This window comes from Cytobacillus mangrovibacter (assembly GCF_042865275.1).
Taxonomy (GTDB): domain Bacteria; phylum Bacillota; class Bacilli; order Bacillales; family Cytobacillaceae; genus Cytobacillus; species Cytobacillus mangrovibacter.
Genome location: NZ_JBIACJ010000001.1, coordinates 449,099 through 469,038, shown reverse-complemented (window position 1 = coordinate 469,038; position 19,940 = coordinate 449,099). Strand labels below are relative to the sequence as shown.

General features: G+C 37.4%; 23 protein-coding genes. All 23 read left to right on the top strand.

Annotated elements, in window-relative coordinates; translation table 11 throughout:
• The first annotated feature begins 3 nt into the window (after positions 1-3).
• The gene (gene fliG / locus ACFYKT_RS02315) at positions 4-1,020 is read left to right on the top strand and encodes a flagellar motor switch protein FliG (RefSeq protein WP_389214833.1); all 1,017 of its coding nucleotides are present in this window, start codon (positions 4-6) and stop codon (positions 1,018-1,020) included.
• Positions 1,004-1,783 (top strand): flagellar assembly protein FliH, encoded by a 780-nt coding sequence (fliH, locus tag ACFYKT_RS02310; protein WP_389214830.1) that lies wholly within the window; start codon positions 1,004-1,006, stop codon positions 1,781-1,783. Before fliG ends, fliH begins: the two co-directional genes overlap by 17 nt.
• Complete coding sequence (gene fliI / locus ACFYKT_RS02305) at positions 1,783-3,099, top strand: flagellar protein export ATPase FliI (RefSeq protein WP_389214827.1); 1,317 nt, start codon at positions 1,783-1,785, stop codon at positions 3,097-3,099. The genes fliH and fliI overlap by 1 nt, the downstream gene beginning before the upstream one ends.
• A 5-nt stretch (positions 3,100-3,104) precedes the next feature.
• The gene (gene fliJ / locus ACFYKT_RS02300) at positions 3,105-3,548 is read left to right on the top strand and encodes a flagellar export protein FliJ (RefSeq protein WP_389214825.1); all 444 of its coding nucleotides are present in this window, start codon (positions 3,105-3,107) and stop codon (positions 3,546-3,548) included.
• 8 nt (positions 3,549-3,556) lie between these two features.
• The gene (locus ACFYKT_RS02295) at positions 3,557-4,159 is read left to right on the top strand and encodes a MotE family protein (protein WP_389214822.1); all 603 of its coding nucleotides are present in this window, start codon (positions 3,557-3,559) and stop codon (positions 4,157-4,159) included.
• A 29-nt stretch (positions 4,160-4,188) separates the two neighbouring features.
• Positions 4,189-5,469 (top strand): flagellar hook-length control protein FliK, encoded by a 1,281-nt coding sequence (locus ACFYKT_RS02290; RefSeq protein WP_389214819.1) that lies wholly within the window; start codon positions 4,189-4,191, stop codon positions 5,467-5,469.
• A gap of 12 nt (positions 5,470-5,481) precedes the next feature.
• Positions 5,482-6,114: a flagellar hook assembly protein FlgD gene (gene flgD / locus ACFYKT_RS02285; protein ID WP_389214816.1), complete on the top strand. Its 633-nt coding sequence runs from the start codon at positions 5,482-5,484 to the stop codon at positions 6,112-6,114.
• A gap of 17 nt (positions 6,115-6,131) precedes the next feature.
• A complete protein-coding gene (locus ACFYKT_RS02280; protein WP_389214814.1) occupies positions 6,132-6,521 on the top strand; it encodes a TIGR02530 family flagellar biosynthesis protein in 390 nt (129 codons plus the stop codon).
• Positions 6,522-6,598: 77 nt separating this feature from the next.
• Positions 6,599-7,792: a flagellar hook protein FlgE gene (locus ACFYKT_RS02275; RefSeq protein WP_389214811.1), complete on the top strand. Its 1,194-nt coding sequence runs from the start codon at positions 6,599-6,601 to the stop codon at positions 7,790-7,792.
• Between the two features lie 50 nt (positions 7,793-7,842).
• Positions 7,843-8,064: a flagellar FlbD family protein gene (locus tag ACFYKT_RS02270; protein ID WP_389215400.1), complete on the top strand. Its 222-nt coding sequence runs from the start codon at positions 7,843-7,845 to the stop codon at positions 8,062-8,064.
• Positions 8,054-8,482, top strand: a complete 429-nt coding sequence (gene fliL, locus ACFYKT_RS02265) for a flagellar basal body-associated protein FliL (protein ID WP_389214808.1) — start codon at positions 8,054-8,056, stop codon at positions 8,480-8,482. Before ACFYKT_RS02270 ends, fliL begins: the two co-directional genes overlap by 11 nt.
• A gap of 52 nt (positions 8,483-8,534) precedes the next feature.
• A complete protein-coding gene (gene fliM / locus ACFYKT_RS02260) occupies positions 8,535-9,536 on the top strand; it encodes a flagellar motor switch protein FliM (RefSeq protein WP_389214806.1) in 1,002 nt (333 codons plus the stop codon).
• A complete protein-coding gene (gene fliY / locus ACFYKT_RS02255; RefSeq protein ID WP_389214803.1) occupies positions 9,523-10,785 on the top strand; it encodes a flagellar motor switch phosphatase FliY in 1,263 nt (420 codons plus the stop codon). The genes fliM and fliY overlap by 14 nt, the downstream gene beginning before the upstream one ends.
• Positions 10,786-10,805: 20 nt before the next feature.
• Entirely contained in the window at positions 10,806-11,168 is a 363-nt protein-coding gene (locus ACFYKT_RS02250; RefSeq protein WP_213100702.1) for a response regulator, read from the top strand.
• 28 nt (positions 11,169-11,196) lie between these two features.
• Entirely contained in the window at positions 11,197-11,862 is a 666-nt protein-coding gene (locus ACFYKT_RS02245) for a flagellar biosynthetic protein FliO (RefSeq protein WP_389214800.1), read from the top strand.
• Positions 11,859-12,524, top strand: coding sequence for a flagellar type III secretion system pore protein FliP (gene fliP, locus ACFYKT_RS02240; RefSeq protein WP_389214796.1), 666 nt, complete (start codon positions 11,859-11,861; stop codon positions 12,522-12,524). Before ACFYKT_RS02245 ends, fliP begins: the two co-directional genes overlap by 4 nt.
• 17 nt (positions 12,525-12,541) lie before the next feature.
• Complete coding sequence (fliQ, locus tag ACFYKT_RS02235; protein WP_389214793.1) at positions 12,542-12,811, top strand: flagellar biosynthesis protein FliQ; 270 nt, start codon at positions 12,542-12,544, stop codon at positions 12,809-12,811.
• A gap of 4 nt (positions 12,812-12,815) precedes the next feature.
• Positions 12,816-13,592: a flagellar biosynthetic protein FliR gene (gene fliR, locus ACFYKT_RS02230; protein ID WP_389214790.1), complete on the top strand. Its 777-nt coding sequence runs from the start codon at positions 12,816-12,818 to the stop codon at positions 13,590-13,592.
• Positions 13,593-13,595: 3 nt separating this feature from the next.
• Positions 13,596-14,681, top strand: coding sequence for a flagellar biosynthesis protein FlhB (gene flhB / locus ACFYKT_RS02225; RefSeq protein ID WP_389214788.1), 1,086 nt, complete (start codon positions 13,596-13,598; stop codon positions 14,679-14,681).
• Positions 14,682-14,762: 81 nt separating this feature from the next.
• Positions 14,763-16,799: a flagellar biosynthesis protein FlhA gene (flhA, locus tag ACFYKT_RS02220; protein WP_389214785.1), complete on the top strand. Its 2,037-nt coding sequence runs from the start codon at positions 14,763-14,765 to the stop codon at positions 16,797-16,799.
• A complete protein-coding gene (gene flhF, locus ACFYKT_RS02215; RefSeq protein ID WP_389214783.1) occupies positions 16,796-17,959 on the top strand; it encodes a flagellar biosynthesis protein FlhF in 1,164 nt (387 codons plus the stop codon). Before flhA ends, flhF begins: the two co-directional genes overlap by 4 nt.
• 1 nt (position 17,960) lies before the next feature.
• Entirely contained in the window at positions 17,961-18,830 is an 870-nt protein-coding gene (locus ACFYKT_RS02210; RefSeq protein WP_389214780.1) for a MinD/ParA family protein, read from the top strand.
• 8 nt (positions 18,831-18,838) lie between these two features.
• Complete coding sequence (locus ACFYKT_RS02205; RefSeq protein ID WP_389214777.1) at positions 18,839-19,939, top strand: protein-glutamate methylesterase/protein-glutamine glutaminase; 1,101 nt, start codon at positions 18,839-18,841, stop codon at positions 19,937-19,939.
• Position 19,940: the final 1 nt, after the last annotated feature.

The window sequence follows — 19,940 nt, the reverse complement described above, 5'->3', positions numbered from 1 at the left end:
ATAGTGGCAAAAAGAGATCAAAAAGAACTAACTGGTAAGCAAAAAGCAGCTATACTTTTAATTTCCCTTGGTCCAGATGTAGCATCTTCTGTGTATAAACATCTAAGTGAAGAAGAAATTGAAAAACTTACTTTAGAAATTTCTGGTGTGAGGAAAGTTGAATCTTTCGCAAAAGAGGAAATTCTTGAGGAATTTCATAATATTGCCTTAGCACAGGATTATATTTCTCAAGGTGGGATTGGTTATGCAAAAACCGTTCTGGAAAAAGCATTAGGAAATGAACAGGCCGCGATTATCATTAATCGTTTGACTTCTTCCTTGCAGGTAAGGCCATTTGATTTTGCTAGAAAAGCGGATCCAGCACAAATATTAAACTTTATTCAAAATGAGCATCCGCAAACAATTTCATTAATATTATCTTATTTGGATGCTGCACAAGCTGGTCAGATATTATCAGAGCTTCCACAGGAAATGCAGGCTGATATAGCACGAAGGATCGCTGTGATGGATAGTACTTCCCCAGAAATTATTAATGAAGTGGAGCAAATACTGGAAAGAAAGCTTTCAGCAACTGTTACACAGGATTATACACAAACAGGTGGAATTGAAGCTGTTGTTGACGTTCTAAATGGAGTTGATCGATCAACAGAACGAACCATATTGGATGCGCTTGAGATTCAAGATCCAGAACTAGCTGAAGAAATTAAGAAAAGAATGTTTGTATTTGAAGATATTGTTACGCTTGATAGTCGTGCAATCCAAAGGGTTATTCGGGATTGTGAGAGCGAGGACCTCATGCTTTCGCTTAAAGTATCTAGCGATGAAGTGAAAGATATTCTATTTAAGAATATGTCATCACGGATGGCTGAAACCTTTAAGGAAGAAATGGAATTTATGGGACCTGTTAGACTTCGTGATGTTGAAGAGGCACAATCGAGAATTGTTGCGATTATCCGTCGTTTAGAGGAGGCGGGAGAAATCGTCGTCGCTCGAGGCGGAGGGGATGATATTATTGTCTAGATTAATTAAAGGACCGTTGTGGGCTCCTCCCGTCCAAAATGAAAAAAAGGTTATTTCGATTAAGATTCTTGAACACATAAGTCAAGAAGAAGAACAAGTATCTACTTCAGCTGAGACAGATACTCATATAAAAAGTATGATCAGTGATGCACAATTACAGGCTGAAATGATTTTAAATGAAGCTCAGCAAGAAGCAGATATTATCCGCAGAAAATTGGAAGAAGAGAGACGGGCATTTGAAGCTGAAAAAGTAGCAATAGCTGAGCAATCCCGCCAAGCTGGTTTTTCACAGGGGATAGAAGAGGGAAGACAGCAGGGATACTTAGAGTACCATGAAGTGATCCAATCTGCTGTAAAGGTAGTAGAGTTAGCTAAAAAGGATTATCGTATGCAGGTAGATTCCTCTGAAGGAGTGATTCTAGAACTAGGATTAAAAGTTGCTGGAAAGATCCTTGGCAAGAGGTTGCAAGATAATGAGGAAGAATTCTTATCTATCGTTAAACGTGCATTGAAAGAATCTCGAGATAAAGGTGAAATACAGATTCATGTTCATCCTGTCTACTATGAACTCCTGCTTACAAACAAGGAAGAAATGATGATGCTGTTTCCAAAAGATGTTGATTTCTACATTTATCCAAATGATGATCTATCGGAGTCAAGCTGTATCATTGAATCTGCTAATGGACGAATTGACGCTAGCATTGATAGCCAGCTTGAAGAGGTTAAACAGAAGCTTATTGAAATGCTAGAGGGTGAGTGTTAATGAATCTTGCTGATTTAATGGAACAGATTGACCAGCTTGATACTTTTAAACGTTACGGTCGAGTAAAAAGGGTAGTAGGATTAATGATTGAATCCCAAGGTCCAGAAAGTTCAATTGGGGACCTTTGCTATATACATGTTGGACATAAGCGGAAACGGATAATTATGGCAGAAGTAGTAGGCTTTAATGATGAAAACGTTATATTAATGCCCTACACAACTATAAATGATATTTCACCAGGCAGCCTGGTAGAAGCTACATCTAAGCCCTTAGAGATTAAGGTGGGTACACAGTTAATAGGGTCTGTCATTGACTCGATCGGCCAGCCTTTGGATGGGTCCCCATTACCAAAAGGGCTCTCAACTGTCCCTACTGAACAGGCACCACCAAACCCGCTGCAAAGACCGCCTATTTCTGCTCCAATTGATGTTGGAGTTCGAATGATTGATAGTCTTTTGACAGTAGGTACTGGGCAGCGGGTCGGAATTTTCGCTGGAAGTGGAGTCGGTAAGAGTACCTTACTTGGAATGATAGCAAGGAATACAACGGCTGATTTGAATGTAATCGCCCTTATTGGTGAGCGTGGCAGGGAAGTGCGGGAATTTATCGAAAAGGATCTTGGCCCTGAAGGATTAAGTCGTTCTATCGTGATTGTTGCTACTTCTGATCAACCTGCATTAATGAGAATTAAAGGAGCTTTTACAGCAACGGCTATTGCCGAATATTTTCGAGACAAAGGTTTAAACGTCATGATGATGATGGATTCTGTCACACGGGTAGCGATGGCTCAGAGAGAAGTTGGACTAGCTATCGGAGAACCCCCTACCACTAAGGGGTATACACCATCAGTTTTTGCGATTTTGCCTAAGCTTTTAGAAAGAACGGGCACGAATGAACAAGGATCGATTACAGCTATATACACGGTGTTGGTAGATGGTGATGACATGAATGAACCTATTGCAGATACGGTCCGGGGAATTTTGGATGGTCACTTTGTTCTCGATCGAGCGCTAGCAAACAAAGGTCAATACCCAGCAGTGAACGTGTTGAAAAGTGTAAGCCGGGTTATGAATAATATTGTAGAAACCAGCCATGTGAAGGCTGCCGAGAAGCTGCGTGAAGTATTGAGTACGTATATGAATGCTGAGGATTTAATTAATATTGGTGCATATAAAAAAGGCTCTTCGATGGAAATTGATGAAGCTATCCGGCTATATCCTTCGATTATTTCATTTTTAAAACAGGGAACACATGAAAAACTCTCGTTTCAAGAAAGTATTCAGCAATTATATAATCTTGTAGGGAAAGGAGAGTAGCTTTCATGCAATTCCAATATAAATTTGAAAAAATCCTTACGATAAAAGAAAGAGAAAAGGATGAAGCTCTTAATATTTACAACCAAGCAGTAAAAAAGTTTGAAGAGGCAGCCGAAAAACTGTATGGATTTTTAAAAAAGAAGGAAGATCTTGAAAGTTATCAATCTTCTAAGCTAGTAAATGGATTATCAGTCCAAGAAATTAGACATCACCAACATTTTATACTTAACCTAGAAAAAACAATCAATCATTATCAACAAATTGTTGTTAATGCAAGAAATCATATGAATTTCTATCAAGAAAAACTGATGGAAAAAAATATCGAAGTAAAGAAATATGAAAAAATAAAAGAAAAAGATCTCACGAATTTCGCTGAAAATTTGAAACAACTTGAAGGTAAACAAATGGATGATATCTCGATCCAGCAATATATGAGTCGGGGAAGTTAGGTGGTAACGTGGACAAAGTCGCAGAAGAAATTGAGTCGAAAAAAACATCAAAGTTTCAAAGCTTCATATATATTGTCCTTATTCCGCTGTTAGCTGCCATAACGGTCACCCTCATTGCTATGACCTATCTTGGTTACAATGTCTTTGAGCTTACAAAAGAATATGGCCAAAAGATCCCATTTGTCTCTTCTGCTTTTACAAAAGAGGAGTCTAAATCAGTAGAGGAACTTGAAACGAAAATGATTGAGCTTGAGGCAGAAATAAGTGATCGTGAAGCAAAAGTAATCCAGTTAGAAACACAATTAGATAGTAAAGATCAGGAAATTTCAAGAGCAGAATTAGAAAAAGAACGTTTAAAAGAGGAAATTGAAGAATTAACAGCGATGAAAGAGGAAAACAAACGGGCCTTTAAGGATATTGTTAAAACTTATGAAACTATATCAGCAAAGAAGGCAGCGCCGATTCTATCGCAAATGAGTGAAACAGAAGCGTTACAAATATTATCAAATATTAAATCGGATACACTTGCTGAAATCATGGAAAAAATGGATCCTGAGGATGCGGCCAAATATACGGAGCTTTTGACCGCGGATATTGAAGAAAGCGAATAGTAAGAGATTATTTGAAAGGGGGTGAAAAAATGGATATAAGCAGCCTAGGATCGATTAATACACTTGTTTCTTCAGAATTAAAATCATCAGCTTCTGGGAAAAGTGCCAATGGTTTTTCATCGCTGTTTACTAATTTAATGTCCGGTACTTCAGAATCTATTGGCAGTAGTCCGGTGACGGATGAAGGGAATGAATTAACTGAAGAAGAACTTGCAGGACTTGTTCAATTTTTGCAGATGAATGACATTCTTGAACTTGAAGATGGCCTTGAAATATTAGGGAAAATAGCATTTCAAAGTGAAGAGGATATGATTAATATCATTGAAGAACAATTAAATTTGTCTTCTGAAGAACTCCTTCAATTATTAAGCAGTTTTTATAATAAATTGACATCAATTGATGGGAATGCAATGGAAAAGGAAACACCGATCGAGTCAGAGAACCCTCAAGAGGTAACTCCTTCTGAAGCAATACTTTCTTTAATACATGCCATTTCGTTTCAGCTCCAGAATCAGAATGCTAAAGTCGCATCTGATAAAGATTTTGGACAAGCAATGAAGGCTTTAAAGCTTTTTGATCTATTATCAGCACATCAGGATTCATATGGAAATGAAACTAGATTAAAAGAGTTCATAAAAAGTATGAATGAGAAGCTTGAATTGAAGTTAAATGGACAAACGTCTGCTAATCGAGATGAGTTTTTACAGAGAACGTTTCGTAATCTTGTTCAGGAGATGAAAGGGACTAATTCAATTCCTCCTGCTGAAACAAGTACTGAAAATATGGCTAAATTATTGAATAAAACTGATAGTGTAAATCCGGGATTGATTCAATTTCAGCAATTATCAAAGCCCGAGCAATTAACATTGATGACAAATTCGCAGAGACCTGTCTCGGCAGAACAGCTGATTGAACAATTCGAATCAATCCTTGCTAGAAGTAAATTTTTGACTAACGGTGGAACACAAAAGTTATTCATCAAGTTAAACCCTGAACATCTGGGAGCGCTTAGAGTTGAATTGATTCAAAAAGACTCTATGCTTATCGCAAGAATCTTAACATCTACCTCTGTTGCAAAAGATATGATGGAATCGCAGCTAAATGGCTTGAAGCAAGCGTTTAGTTCGCAAAATATCCAAATTGAAAGAGTAGAAATTTCACAACAATTTACTGGACAAGAACGTACTTTCAATCGTGAGCAGCAGCAAGGACAGGAAAGACAACAGCAAAGAGAAGAACAAAAGGAACAGCATTCAAATGATGATTTTACCCACTCGTTTGAAGAAGCACTTCTAAATACTGAAGCTTAGGTGTGATAAAACATGACGAATACAATCGATTCTTCGTTATTGCTATCTGACTATCAACAGAAGCAGCGAAAAACAGGATCAGATATTTTAGGGAAAGATGATTTTCTAAAAATATTAATGGTTCAGCTTCAAAACCAAGATCCAACGAATCCAATGCAGGATAAAGACTTTATTGCCCAAATGGCCACCTTTTCCACACTAGAACAAATTACTAATATGGGTAAGACGATGGAAAGCTTTGTAAAGGTGCAAGAACAGAGTCAGATTATTGCTTATAACCAATTTGTCGGAAAAGATGTTACTTGGCATAAGCTGACTGCATCAGAATCGGGTAAGGAGCCTGTTATTGAAGAAGGTAGTGGTCGAGTTGCTTCGGTTCAATTTAAAGATAATAGTGTTATATTCATCCTTGATGACGGAACAAAGCTAGAACCCGCTAATATTTCTCAGATTAATGAGACCTCGAAAGAAAATGCGATGGTCCAAGCAAGTATGATGATTGGAAAGAAAGTTACCTTCCTAGGTGAAAATAAGGAAGAAAAATCTGCAATGGTTGAGTCTGTATCATTTAAAGATGGGAAAACAGTGTTTCAATTAGAGGGCGGAACGACGATCACCTCTTCACAAATAACAAAAATTGAATAATTCAAGGAAGTGATTGGATGGATAAAATGATGTTTCATCCGATTCAATCAAAGGCCGTTAGTAAACCCAAAACAACATCGGTCAATCGAGAACTTCAACACAACAATAAATTCTCTGTTCACTTACAAACAGCATTACAGTCAGACAGTCAATTAACTGTGAGCAAGCACGCCAAGGAGCGTCTACTTCAAAGAGGTATACATATTAACGAAGCGCGCTGGAATCAGATTGAAGAAAAAGTTCAAGAAGCAAAAAATAAGGGTGTAAAAGAATCACTCGTATTGCTAAAAGATGCAGCACTCATTATCAGTGCAAAAAACAATACAGTGATCACGGCAATGGATCGGGAAGAAGCCCGAACACAAATATTTACGAATATTAATGGCACAATTATATTGGATCAATAATCAACAGCTGGACCTGTAAAAGGAAGCTGAGGCTTGCGGAATGATTGAAGCAGCCAATATGAAAGGGGCAGTAATAAATGCTACGTTCAATGTACTCAGGAATAAGCGGAATGAAAAACTTCCAAACAAAGTTAGACGTAATTGGAAATAATATCGCTAACGTCAATACTTTTGGTTTTAAAAAGGGTCGCGTCACTTTTAAGGACACTATGAACCAAATGGTTGCTGGGGCCAGTGCAGCAACTGATAGTCGCGGAGGAACTAACCCGGTGCAAGTTGGGCTTGGCTCTACTTTAGCCTCCATCGATACTATTCATACTAGCTCTAGTTTACAAACGACTGGTCGCTCACTTGATTTAGGAATAGATGGAGATGGGTACTTTGTTGTAAAACAAGGTGATCAAAACTTATACTCTAGAGCAGGTAATTTCTATGTCGATGATAATGGGACACTGGTAACTGCGAATGGACTTAAAGTACAGGCCTATAGGAATGGTGTTCTAGAAGATATAGTAGTGAATGTAAATGCTTCTCTACCTGCATTAGCAACAAATGAAATGAAATTGGAAGGTAATTTACCTGATCCAACTACATTACCACTTGGGTCAGGCAGTGAGGTACAACAGATGAAAGTCGTTGATAAGAAAGGGATTGAACATACCTTAGATTATCAATATTTAGTAAATGATACTGGAGACGGCTGGACAATCCAATTTACTAACCAAAAAGTAACTCCTCCTAAAATTGCGGATCCAATTGATTTAGAGTATACTGCACCTTCGTTTACAGCTGCTGAGTTAGATTTAACTGAGCTTGATCTGGTAGATGGAGAAGAAACTGTAACTCTAAATATAGATAATCTGAAGCAAGAAGGAGATTCTGTAACAGCTCAAGTAAATCCGAATGGGAATTTGTCAGGGAAATTAGAAAGCTTTAATATCGGACCAACTGGCGAAGTCAATGGTGTATATTCAAATGGTCAAATAAGAAGTCTTGGTACAATCGCTCTTGCAAAATTTAGTAACACATCTGGTCTAATGAAGGCTGGGAATAATTTATTCCAAGAAACAATTAATTCAGGAACAGCAAATATTAATATACCTGGGAGTGGTCGAGGCTCAATCGCTTCTGGTGCATTAGAAATGTCAAACGTCGACCTTTCTGAAGAATTCACAGAAATGATTACAGCTCAACGTGGTTTCCAAGCAAATACTCGTATTATTACAACATCTGACGAAATCCTGCAGGAATTAGTTAACTTAAAACGATAGGTTAAGGGAGGGACAGGATTGAAGCAATGTCTTCAATCCTGAACATTACAGTGATTAAGGTAACGCGTTTGAATGGCAAATCATTTATGATAAATGCAATATATATCGAAACGGTAGAATCTTTCCCTGACACAACGATTATGCTAACGAATGGACGGAAATATGTAGTGAAAGAACCTGAGGAAGTTGTTGTTCAGCAAATAAGAGATTTCTATCAATCTGTAAGCCTTCTAGGACAGCAGCATATGGGGGATGATGAAAATGAAAAATAATAAGCTTGTAATGATTATGATAATTATGCTTGTTGCCATTACCCTAGTTGGTGCTGTTGCAGTTATTGTTGTCAAGCAGCTTAATGATAATTCTGGTCCAAAAGAGCCATCCATTGATGAAGTATTAAAAGCATCTGTTGATGTGCCTCAAATAACAACAAATTTAGCCAGCAATGATTTTATTCGTATTTCTTTTAAGATTCAAACAGATAACAAAAAAGCAAAAGAAGAATTAGAGAAAAGAGATTTTCAAGTGAAGGACATTATTATTCAAGAGTTATCTGAAATGACAGCAGAAGAAATTCAAGGAAAAGAAGGACAAACGAAGATTAAAGAGGCTTTAAAGGAAAAAATAAATGGCCTCATGCAAAAAGGCAAGGTAGAAGAGGTCTTTATCACTGAATCTCTCCTCCAATAAAAAACTACATTATCTTGAAATAGTCGAAGTTCTAAACTGGAGGTGAGGATTCATGTCTGGAGAAGTATTATCACAGAATGAAATAGATGCCCTTTTGTCTGCCATATCTACAGGTGAGATGGATGCGGACGAGCTTAAGAAAGAACAAACGGAGAAGAAGGTTAGAGTTTATGATTTCAAAAGGGCCCTTCGTTTTTCAAAAGATCAAATAAGAAGTTTGACAAGGATTCATGAAAATTTTGCACGGCTCCTGACAACATTTTTCTCAGCACAACTGAGAACATATGTACAAATCACCGTTGCTTCAGCCGATCAAATACCTTATGAAGAGTTTATTCGTTCAATACCAAAAATGACCATATTAAATGTATTTGAAGTACTGCCTTTAGATGGTAGAATTCTAATGGAGGTCAACCCAAACATCGCATATTCATTAATGGATCGAATGATGGGCGGGAAAGGTACAAGTGTAAATAATGTTGAGAATTTAACAGAAATCGAAACAAAAATCATGTCGAATACTTTTGAGCGGGCATTCGAAAATTATCAGGATGCGTGGAGTACGATCGTCGAAATAGATCCACAATTGATGGATTTTGAAGTGAATCCTCAATTTTTACAAATGGTTTCTCCGAATGAAACGGTGGTTGTTATCTCATTAAATACTACAATTGGAGAAACAAGCGGGATGATAAATATATGTATTCCACATGTTGTTCTCGAGCCGATTATTCCAAAACTTTCGGTCCATTACTGGATGCAGACTGATAAAAAAGAAAGAGCACCTGAAGAATTAGTGCAATTAGAAAAACACATTCATAAGGCTGAAGTACCAATTGTCAGCGAACTTGGGAATTCTGAGATAAGCATCCAAGACTTCTTAATGCTAGATATCGGGGATGTCATTGAACTGACTAAACAAATTGATCAACCGCTCATTATTAAGGTTGGCGATATCCCGAAATTCATTGGACAACCAGGGAAAGTAAACAAAAAACTTGCCATTCAAGTATTAGATATTGTGAAAGGGGGAGACGACGATGATGAGCGGTGATATGCTTTCACAAGATGAAATAGATGCTCTATTGCGCGGGTCAGATGATGAGGAAACTGAGGATGCATTTGACGATTCCTTTAGTGTTGAAGATTATCTATCAGCTATGGAGCAGGATGCACTAGGTGAAATAGGTAATATTTCATTTGGCAGCTCGGCTACAGCATTGTCCACCTTGCTAAATCAAAAAGTGGATATAACAACACCAACAGTATCTGTTATCTCACAAAAGAAATTACAAGAGGAATTCCCACATCCGTATGTAGCTATACAGGTGAGCTATACAGAGGGTTTTTCAGGCAGTAATTTATTAGTCATTAAACAAGAGGATGCTGCCATTATTGCTGATTTAATGCTTGGAGGAGACGGCAGAAATCCATCCGACCTGATGGGGGAAATTCAGTTAAGTGCTGTCCAGGAAGCTATGAATCAAATGATGGGATCAGCTGCCACATCCATGTCAACAATTTTTAGTAAGAGGGTTGATATTTCTCCTCCGTCTATTGACATGCTAGATGTACAGCATGGTGAAGGAACTGATATAATTCCAGTTGAAGATATGTTAGTGAAAATATCCTTCCGTTTGAAAATCGGTGATTTAATTGATTCAAATATTATGCAGCTATTGCCGCATCAATTTGCTAAAAGTCTAGTTGAAGAATTATTAAATCCTGGTGCTGGTGAAGTGGTGGAGCCAGTAAAAGCAGAAGAAAAAATGTCTTCACCTTCATATTCTGAGGCTTCGTTTGAGAAGCAACCGCAGCAACAAGAATATGGGTACAATCAGCCTCCTGTACAACAGAGGGAAGAAGTTTTTCCACAAGGTGGCTATCAGCAGCCTGCACAAAGCTATCAGCAGGCATACCAACACACAAGTCATCAGAGTGGGCCACAGCATTTTGGAGCAGCATACCCGGAAGGGACGCAAGCGAATGTGCAGCCGGCAGTATTTTCAAGCTTTGAACCATATCAACTTCAGCAATCTGAATCAAAGAACTTAAATATGCTTCTTGATATACCATTACAGGTTACAGTTGAACTTGGTCGAACAAAGCGCTCTGTTAAGGAAATACTTGAGCTTTCAGCGGGATCAATCATTGAACTTGATAAACTTGCTGGTGAACCAGTTGATATTCTTGTCAATAACCGTCTTATTGCACAAGGTGAAGTTGTTGTCATCGATGAGAACTTCGGTGTGCGTGTAACGGATATTATCAGTCAAAGTGATCGAATAAAAAAACTTAGATAATGCATGGGGGTTAAGGAGAAATGGCACAGAAAATTTTGATTGTAGATGATGCAGCTTTTATGAGAATGATGATTAAAGATATTTTGACAAAAAACGGATTTGAAGTAGTTGGGGAAGCTGCTGATGGTGCTCAAGCCGTGGAGAAGTATAAAGAATCACAACCAGATTTAGTGACAATGGATATTACAATGCCTGAGATGGATGGGATTACAGCTTTAAAAGAAATTAAGAAGATCAATCCAAATGCAAAAGTAATTATGTGTTCAGCAATGGGACAGCAGGCAATGGTAATTGATGCCATTCAAGCAGGTGCGAAGGATTTTATTGTTAAGCCATTCCAGGCTGACCGTGTCATCGAAGCAATCTCGAAGACTTTGGGATAATAAATGATTGATTAGAGGGTGCAGTATAGTGCAATATGTAAAACGGTCTTTTCTTTTGCTACTTCTAATATGTGTTGCTCTGCAAGGCTTAGGAACATCAGCCTATGCGGAGCAATTGAACAATAGTGTAACGGATTGGTTAGAAGAAGATTCTGACGGTAATGGTGAAGAACAGCCTCAGAAACAGGAAGAACAAAGTAAGGATGAAATAGCAGCAAATGTAGGTATTAATGCATGGGATTTTATTAAAATGATCTTTGCGACCATTTTTGTTGTTGCTTTGCTGTATTTCTTACTTAAGTTCATAAATAAGAAAAGTAAAATGTTTAAAAGCAGCAATTTAGTTGAAAATTTGGGTGGTACTGCACTTGGTACAAATCGTTCAGTGCAACTTATTAAGGTTGGCAACCGGGTTTTGGTCGTAGGTGTTGGGGAGAACATCCAGCTGTTAACAGAAATTAATGATTCTGAGGAACGTAATCAAATTATTTCAGAGTACAATGATAAAATGGAACAGCTTGTTCAGCCAAGCGATATTGTGACAAGGGTACTACAAAGAAGAAAGAATGTTCATACAAGTGGAAATAAAGGGAACCATTTTCAGTCATTGCTTAAAGAGCAGCTAGACGATATTACTACAGGCAGAAAGAAATTATTTGATGAGATGGAGAAGAAAGGGTCAGACGAGCAATGAATGAATTTATGGAGTTTTTTAATAACAGTTCGCCTGAAAATGTCTCAACTTCCGTTAAATTAGTTTTAATGCTGACTGTTTTATCATTAGCACCAAGCATACTTATCTTAATGACTTGTTTTACAAGAATTATTATTGTTCTCTCCTTTGTCAGAACGGCGCTTGCTACTCAGCAAATGCCTCCGAATCAGGTATTAATTGGATTATCTTTATTTTTAACATTTTTTATTATGGCTCCAACCTTTCAACAGGTAAATGAAGAAGCACTTACACCACTATTCAATGAGGAAATTAATCTTGAAGAGGCGTATGAAAAGGCTTCAGTCCCTTTTAAATCATTTATGAGTGCAAATACAAGACAAAAGGATTTAGCTTTGTTTCTCGAATATTCTAAAGCGGAACGTCCCAAATCAATTGAAGATATTCCATTGACAGCACTTGTACCAGCTTTTGCTATTAGTGAAATAAAGACCGCTTTTCAAATTGGATTTATGATTTTTATTCCTTTTCTAGTAATCGATATGGTTGTTGCCAGTATTTTAATGTCAATGGGGATGATGATGCTCCCTCCAGTTATGATATCACTGCCATTTAAAATATTGCTTTTTGTCCTTGTTGATGGCTGGTACTTAGTAGTTAAATCTCTTTTACAAAGCTTTTAAGCAGGTGAATGTACAAAATGACTCCTGAAACAGTTATTTCAATCGCAGAACGTGGCATTATTACAGTCTTAATGATTTGTGGCCCGTTATTGCTGCTGGCACTCGTTGTTGGTTTAATCGTAAGTATCTTTCAGGCTACAACACAGATTCAAGAACAAACATTAGCCTTCATTCCAAAAATCGTCGCTGTTTTAGTCGGCATCGTTTTTTTTGGACCTTGGATGCTTAGCCATATGCTTTCATATGCTGATGAAATTTTTTCAAACTTAACGAGGTTTGTGGGTTGATGATATGGTAGACTTAATACCCGCTTTTCCAGCATTTTTACTAGTATTCGTGAGGGTAACATCTTTTTTTCTGATGATGCCCCTTTTTTCATATCGCTCCATTCCAACTGTTGCGAAAATTGGCTTAGGCTTTTTCATGGCGTTGACAATGATTTTTACAATGGATATTCCATCTTTTGAAATTGATCAAACGTATTACTTATTAATTATCAAAGAAGCGCTTGTTGGTTTAATGATTGGGTTTATTGCTTATCTGATATTATCTGCTATACAAATTGCTGGCGGCTTTATCGACTTTCAAATGGGGTTTGCGATTGCGAATGTCATTGACCCGCAAACAGGTGCGCAAAGTCCGCTTATGGGTCAATATTTATATACAATTGGACTATTTTTCTTACTGACAGTAAATGGTCATCATTTAATGCTTGATGGTGTATTTTATAGCTATCAGTTTATTCCATTAGATCAGCCATGGATATCGTTTGGTAACGAAAATATGATTGAATACGTAATTAAAGCTTTCAATTCTATGTTTGTCATCGCTTTTCAAATGTCTATTCCTGTCGTGGGAAGTTTGTTTATGGTTGATATTGCTTTAGGAATTGTTGCAAGAACGGTTCCTCAGCTCAATGTCTTTGTTGTCGGGCTTCCATTGAAAATAGGAGTGAGTTTTCTAGTGCTTATCGCTGTAATGAGTATCATGATGCTCGTCATTTCTCAATTGTTTGAGACAATGTTAATCACGATGCGTGGACTCATGGACTTAATTGGGGGAGCGTAACGAATGAAACAATTAGTAACTTTAGACTTACAGCTTTTTGCAGGTGAAAAAACAGAGAAAGCAACACCAAAGAAACGACAGGATTCCCGGAAAAAAGGACAGGTTGCTAAAAGCCAAGATGTAAACACTGCGATTGTTTTGTTAGCAGTCTTTCTATTTTTTATTTTCGCAGGTTCCTATATAAAAGATATTATTATTTATATTATGAAATACAGCTTTCAAGATCTTATGCTGACAGAGCTTACTGAAACGAATATTCATACGATATTTCTTGTCATTTTAAAGGAGCTTGTTTTGCTTCTAGGTCCAATTATGCTAGTAGCTATGTTAGCTGGTGTTGCTTCAAATTATATGCAAGTTGGATTTTTATTTTCGACAGAGGCAATTCAGCCCAAGCTTGATAAACTTGATCCAATAAAAGGATTTAAACGGATTTTTTCCGTTAGAGCAATTGTTGAATTACTTAAATCAATGTTAAAAATTGGCTTTGTAGGCTTTGTTACATTCACAGTTTTATGGAATAGAATTGATGAAATCCTTATTTTGTCGCAAAAGCCTGTTGGGGCAGCATTGGTTACGATTGGGAACTTGACCGTTCAGATGGGCTTATTTGCCGCAGGTGCGCTATTATTTCTGTCATTGTTAGATTATTTATATCAAAAATATGATTTTGAAAAAAATATCCGAATGTCAAAACAGGATATCAAAGATGAATACAAAAATATTGAAGGGGATCCCCTTATTAAATCTAAAATAAAGCAAAAACAACGTGAAATGGCAATGAGCCGGATGATGCAAGAGGTTCCAAATGCAGATGTTGTTATTACGAATCCAACTCATTATGCTGTTGCATTAAAATATGATGAAGCAAAATCTGATGCTCCATATGTCGTTGCTAAAGGAGTAGATTTTGTAGCTCAAAAGATAAAATTAATTGCGAAAGAAAAAGATATCATAACAGTTGAAAATAGGCCTCTTGCGAGAGCTTTATATAGTCAGGCAGAAATAGGTGACGCAATCCCAGAAGAGTTCTTTAAAGCTGTTGCTGAAATACTTGCCTATGTTTACAGGACTAAAAGGAAAATCTAATTGCATCGAAGTTTAATAGTTGTCTAGCGCAAGCTAGTTTTGCTTGTTCGGAAGGCGCTTTTCTAATAGGAGTGGAAATATATGTCGATAAGAGACTTATCGGTTTTGGTAAGTGTAATCTTAATAGTAGCAATGTTAATTATCCCATTTCCAACCTGGCTGCTAAGTATATTAATTCTTATTAATATCACATTGGCTCTCCTTGTCTTATTGACGACGATGAATATGAGTGAGCCGCTTGAATTTTCAATTTTTCCATCTTTATTATTGCTATTGACGTTATTCAGATTGGGTTTGAATGTTTCTACAACTCGTTCTATCCTTTCAACTGGCGATGCAGGTGGAGTTGTTCATACATTTGGTACCTTCGTAGTCGGCGGTAATATCGTTGTTGGGCTGGTTGTATTTTTAATTCTTATTATTATTCAGTTTATTGTTATCACAAAAGGTGCGGAACGTGTTTCAGAGGTGGCCGCAAGATTTACGCTTGATGCGATGCCAGGAAAACAGATGAGTATTGATGCAGATTTAAATGCAGGTATGATTTCCGAGCAGCAAGCGCGAGAGCGTCGTGAAAAGGTAAGTAGAGAAGCGGATTTCTATGGTTCAATGGATGGTGCAAGTAAATTTGTTAAAGGGGATGCCATTGCAGGTATCATTATCGTCCTCATCAATTTAATCTTTGGAATAGTTATTGGAATGATGCAGTTAGGATTATCATTTGCTGATGCTGCTACACACTTTTCACTTTTGTCTGTTGGTGATGGCCTTGTGAGTCAGATTCCCGCATTGCTCATCTCTACTGCTACAGGTATTGTTGTTACAAGGGCTGCATCTGACGGAAATCTTGGCTCTGACATCACTTCACAATTATTTGCCTTTCCAAAAATGTTATATGTAACTGGAGGAACAATCATTCTTCTCGGTCTATTTACACCAATAAGCGATCTCCTTACGTTACCAATTGGTGCATTGCTTTGTTTTGGCGGTTATATGATTTCTCGAACACCAGAGCCAAATAAAGAACAGTTACAGGAACTAGAAGAGGAAATGGAAACTGGAGAAATGAAAAGTCCAGAAAGTGTTGTTAGTTTATTAAATGTTGATCCAATTGAATTTGAATTTGGGTATGGGCTCATTCCACTGGCAGATGCTAATCAAGGGGGAGATCTTCTTGACCGGATTGTTATGATAAGGCGACAGCTAGCAATTGAGCTTGGTCTTGTTATTCCTGTTGTAAGGATTCGAGATAATATCCAGCTTCAACCGAATGAGTATCGACTGAAAATTAAAGGAAATGAAATGGCGCGAGGGGAGCTCCTACTTGATCACTATTTGGCGATGAGCCCTGGGATTGAGGATGACTCCATTGAAGGAATTGATACAGTTGAACCATCTTTTGGCCTTCCAGCAAAATGGATAACAGAGCATATGAAAGAACAGGCCGAAATATTTGGATACACTGTCGTGGATCCTCCTTCAGTCGTATCTACGCATATCACTGAGGTGATTAAAGGCAATGCTCACGAGCTATTGGGGCGCCAAGAAACGAAGCAGCTGATTGACCATTTGAATGAAAGCTATCCAATCTTAGTAGAAGAGGTTACACCTAATCCTCTATCAGTTGGAGAAGTGCAAAAGGTCCTTGCAAAGCTTTTGAGAGAAAACGTATCTGTTCGAAATTTGCCGATTATTTTTGAAACATTAGCTGATTTTGGTAAAGTAACAAGTGACACAGATTTACTGACAGAGTATGTTCGTCAGGCATTAGCACGTCAAATAACAAATCAATTTTCTCAAAGCGGTGATTCCCTAAAAGTTGTAACACTTTCAGGTAGAGTAGAGAAGATAATTGCTGAGGGTATTCAGCAGACAGAGCATGGCAATTATTTATCGATTGATCCGACCGTTTCACAAGGAATACTGGAGTCCATTGCATCACAAGTGGAACAATTATCACTTATAGAACAAACACCGATTGTTCTATGTTCTCCAGCTGTCAGGATGTATGTCCGACAATTAACAGAGCGTTATTTCTCACAAATACCGATCTTATCTTATAACGAGCTTGAGGCAAATGTTGAAGTACAGAGTGTTGGGGTGGTGACTGTAGATTGAAGGTGAAAAAGTATACGGCTCCAAATATGGCAGAAGCGATGAAGCAAATTCGTGCCGAGCTTGGCAGCGATGCGGTTATTTTAAATTCAAAAGAAGTACAGACAGGCGGATTTTTAGGTTTTTTTAAAAAGAGGAGTATTGAAGTGATTGCTGCTGTTGATCAACAATCGAAACGTCAGCAAATACCGACAATTAAGCAAAAGCAAGTCAAACCACCAGAAGTAGAACAAAACAAATTGAAGGAGAAGCAAATTCTCCAGAATATAAACCCTGTAGTGCAAAAGCCTTCGGGTGAACTTATTAAGGAAATAAATGAGTTGAAATCAATTTTGAAAAAAATGCCTGTAGGACATGCTGGAACAGCTCCTGCATATCCAGCACCTATACAAATAATGCAGCAGCTATTGCTGGATCAAGAAGTAGACTTAATCATTCAAGAATCCATTTTAAATGGGCTTCTAGAAAAGTGGTATGTTGATGGTGCAAATGCTTCAATAGATGAGGTCTATTCTTGGTTAGAGAATGATATAACGAAAAAGATGAAAGATATTCCATTTGGGGGAATCTCTTTTTCGAAGAAGTATATTAATGTTGTTGGCCCTACTGGTGTAGGAAAAACGACAACACTAGCTAAAATTGCAGCAGATTGTGTCATTACACATAAGAAAAAAGTTGCATTTATTACGACAGACACTTATCGAATAGCAGCAATTGATCAATTAAAGACATATGCAAAAATATTAAATGTCCCGATGGAAGTTTGCTATACGATTGATGACTTTAGAAAAGCAACACAGACTTTTATAAATTATGATCTTATACTAATCGATACAGCTGGAAGAAACTTTAGAAATAAACAATACGTTGAGGATTTAAAGCAAGTAATTGATTTTGATAATGACATTGAGACCTATTTAGTTCTTTCCTTAACTGCTAAGCAGCGGGATATGGAAGACATATATAATCAGTTTTCAATCATTGAAATTGATAAATTCATCTTTACTAAAGCTGATGAAACTTCAAGCTATGGGGCAATGTTAAACATGGTCAATAAATACAGCAAGGGTGTTGCCTACATGACTAATGGTCAAAATGTTCCAGATGATATGCTCGCCATGAACCCGAATATAATAGCAAAAACGATTATTGGGGTTGAATAACATGAAAGATCAAGCTGAAGAATTAAGATTAAAACTTAAAGTTTCCGAAGAGAGCAAGACCCCGAAAACTTTAGCTGTTGTTAGTGGTAAAGGTGGCGTTGGGAAGTCAAACTTTTCCCTTAGCTTTTCCATTTCACTGGCACAAAAAGGCAATAAAGTGCTTCTATTTGATATGGATATGGGAATGGGGAACCTTGATATTCTAATGGGGAATACATCAGAGTATTCAATCGTGGACTTTTTTGAGGGAACTATCTCTTTAAAAGATGCAATTATTAATGGACCAGAAGGGCTCCAGTATATTGCTGGTGGATCGGGTCTGTCACATTTAGTCGGGCTGGATGCGGAGCTTGCGGACAAGTTTATACAAGAGTTATCTGGATTGTTAAAAGAATATGATTATGTCATTTTTGATATGGGTGCTGGTATAACGGATGGGACATTAAAGTTTATCCTCTCTGTTCAAGAAATCGTTGTAATTACTACCCCAGAACCTACGGCAATGACGGATGCATATGCTATTATGAAACATATACATTTAATGGATTCTACTATCCCTTTTTACCTTGTGATTAATAGGGTTCAATCAGATAAGGAAGGACAACAGACATTTTCACGTCTTTCGAAAGTGTTAAAAAGTTTCCTTGGAAGAGATTCTGCTTGTCTAGGAATGGTCCCAGACGATCGTGTAATACAGCAAGCGGTAAGAAGGCAAATTCCATTTATTTTATATAATGAAAAAGCAGCGGCTTCGAAATCATTGAAGGAGATTACTGAAAGGTATATACGAAGACATTTTTCTTCGAAACCTTCATCAAATACAACTCTACATTTTGTTTCAAAACTTAAGCAATTTCTCTTTGAAAGGTAGGGATCAGCATGAAAAAAATTAATGTGCTGGTAGTGGATGATTCGGCCTTTATGAGAAAACTAATTATGGATTTTCTGTCTGAAGATCCACAAATCAATGTGGTCGGCACAGCAAGAAATGGCGAAGATGGAATAAAAAAGCTAAAGGAATTAAAACCAGATGTAATTACGATGGATGTTGAAATGCCCGTCTTAAATGGGATGGAGGCATTGAAAATCATTATGAAGCAGCATCCTGTTCCAGTCGTGATGCTTTCAAGTACAACGAAAGAAGGGACAGAGAATACGATTGCAGCTATCCAATATGGTGCAATCGATTTTATTGCGAAACCTTCAGGGGCTATATCGCTTGATTTACATAAAATCAAGGAAGATTTAATTCGTAAAGTTATTTCAGCGAGTAAGGTAAATAGAAAACAACTAGTTGAATTAGCAACAGATAAATATTTATCTACTACACAGGATAATAATTATAGTAAAATAGAACTAAAGGAAGCATCTCCTTTATTGAAAATTCATCCAAATAAACGAAATGATGCGACTCAAAGGATTATTTGTATAGGGACTTCTACTGGCGGACCGAGGGCTCTTCAAAATGTTCTTACTAAGTTGCCGGCTAATCTTGATGCAGGCGTCCTGATTGTTCAGCATATGCCTGCTGGATTTACAAAGTCATTAGCTGCGAGATTGAATACTCTCTGCTCGATTTCTGTTAAAGAAGCTAGCGATGGAGAGGTTGTTCAAAAGGGAACTGCCTATATTGCACCAGGCGGGTTCCATATGAGAACAAAACAAATAGGAGCAAATATAGTGATCAACCTTGATCAAACAGAAGCAAGAAATGGTCATAGGCCAGCAGTGGATGTATTGTTTGAATCAGTTAGTGAGATAAAGCATTATATGAAAGTGGCTGTTATTATGACTGGAATGGGGTCTGATGGTTCAAAAGGCTTAGTTGCACTTAAGAATAATGGCTCTGTTATCGCAATAGCCGAATCACAGGCAACATCCATAGTTTTTGGAATGCCTAAAGCTGCGATTGCAACAAAATTAGTGGACGAAGTCCAAGATGTTGAGAATATAGCAAAAACAATTTTGAAATATGTTTAAT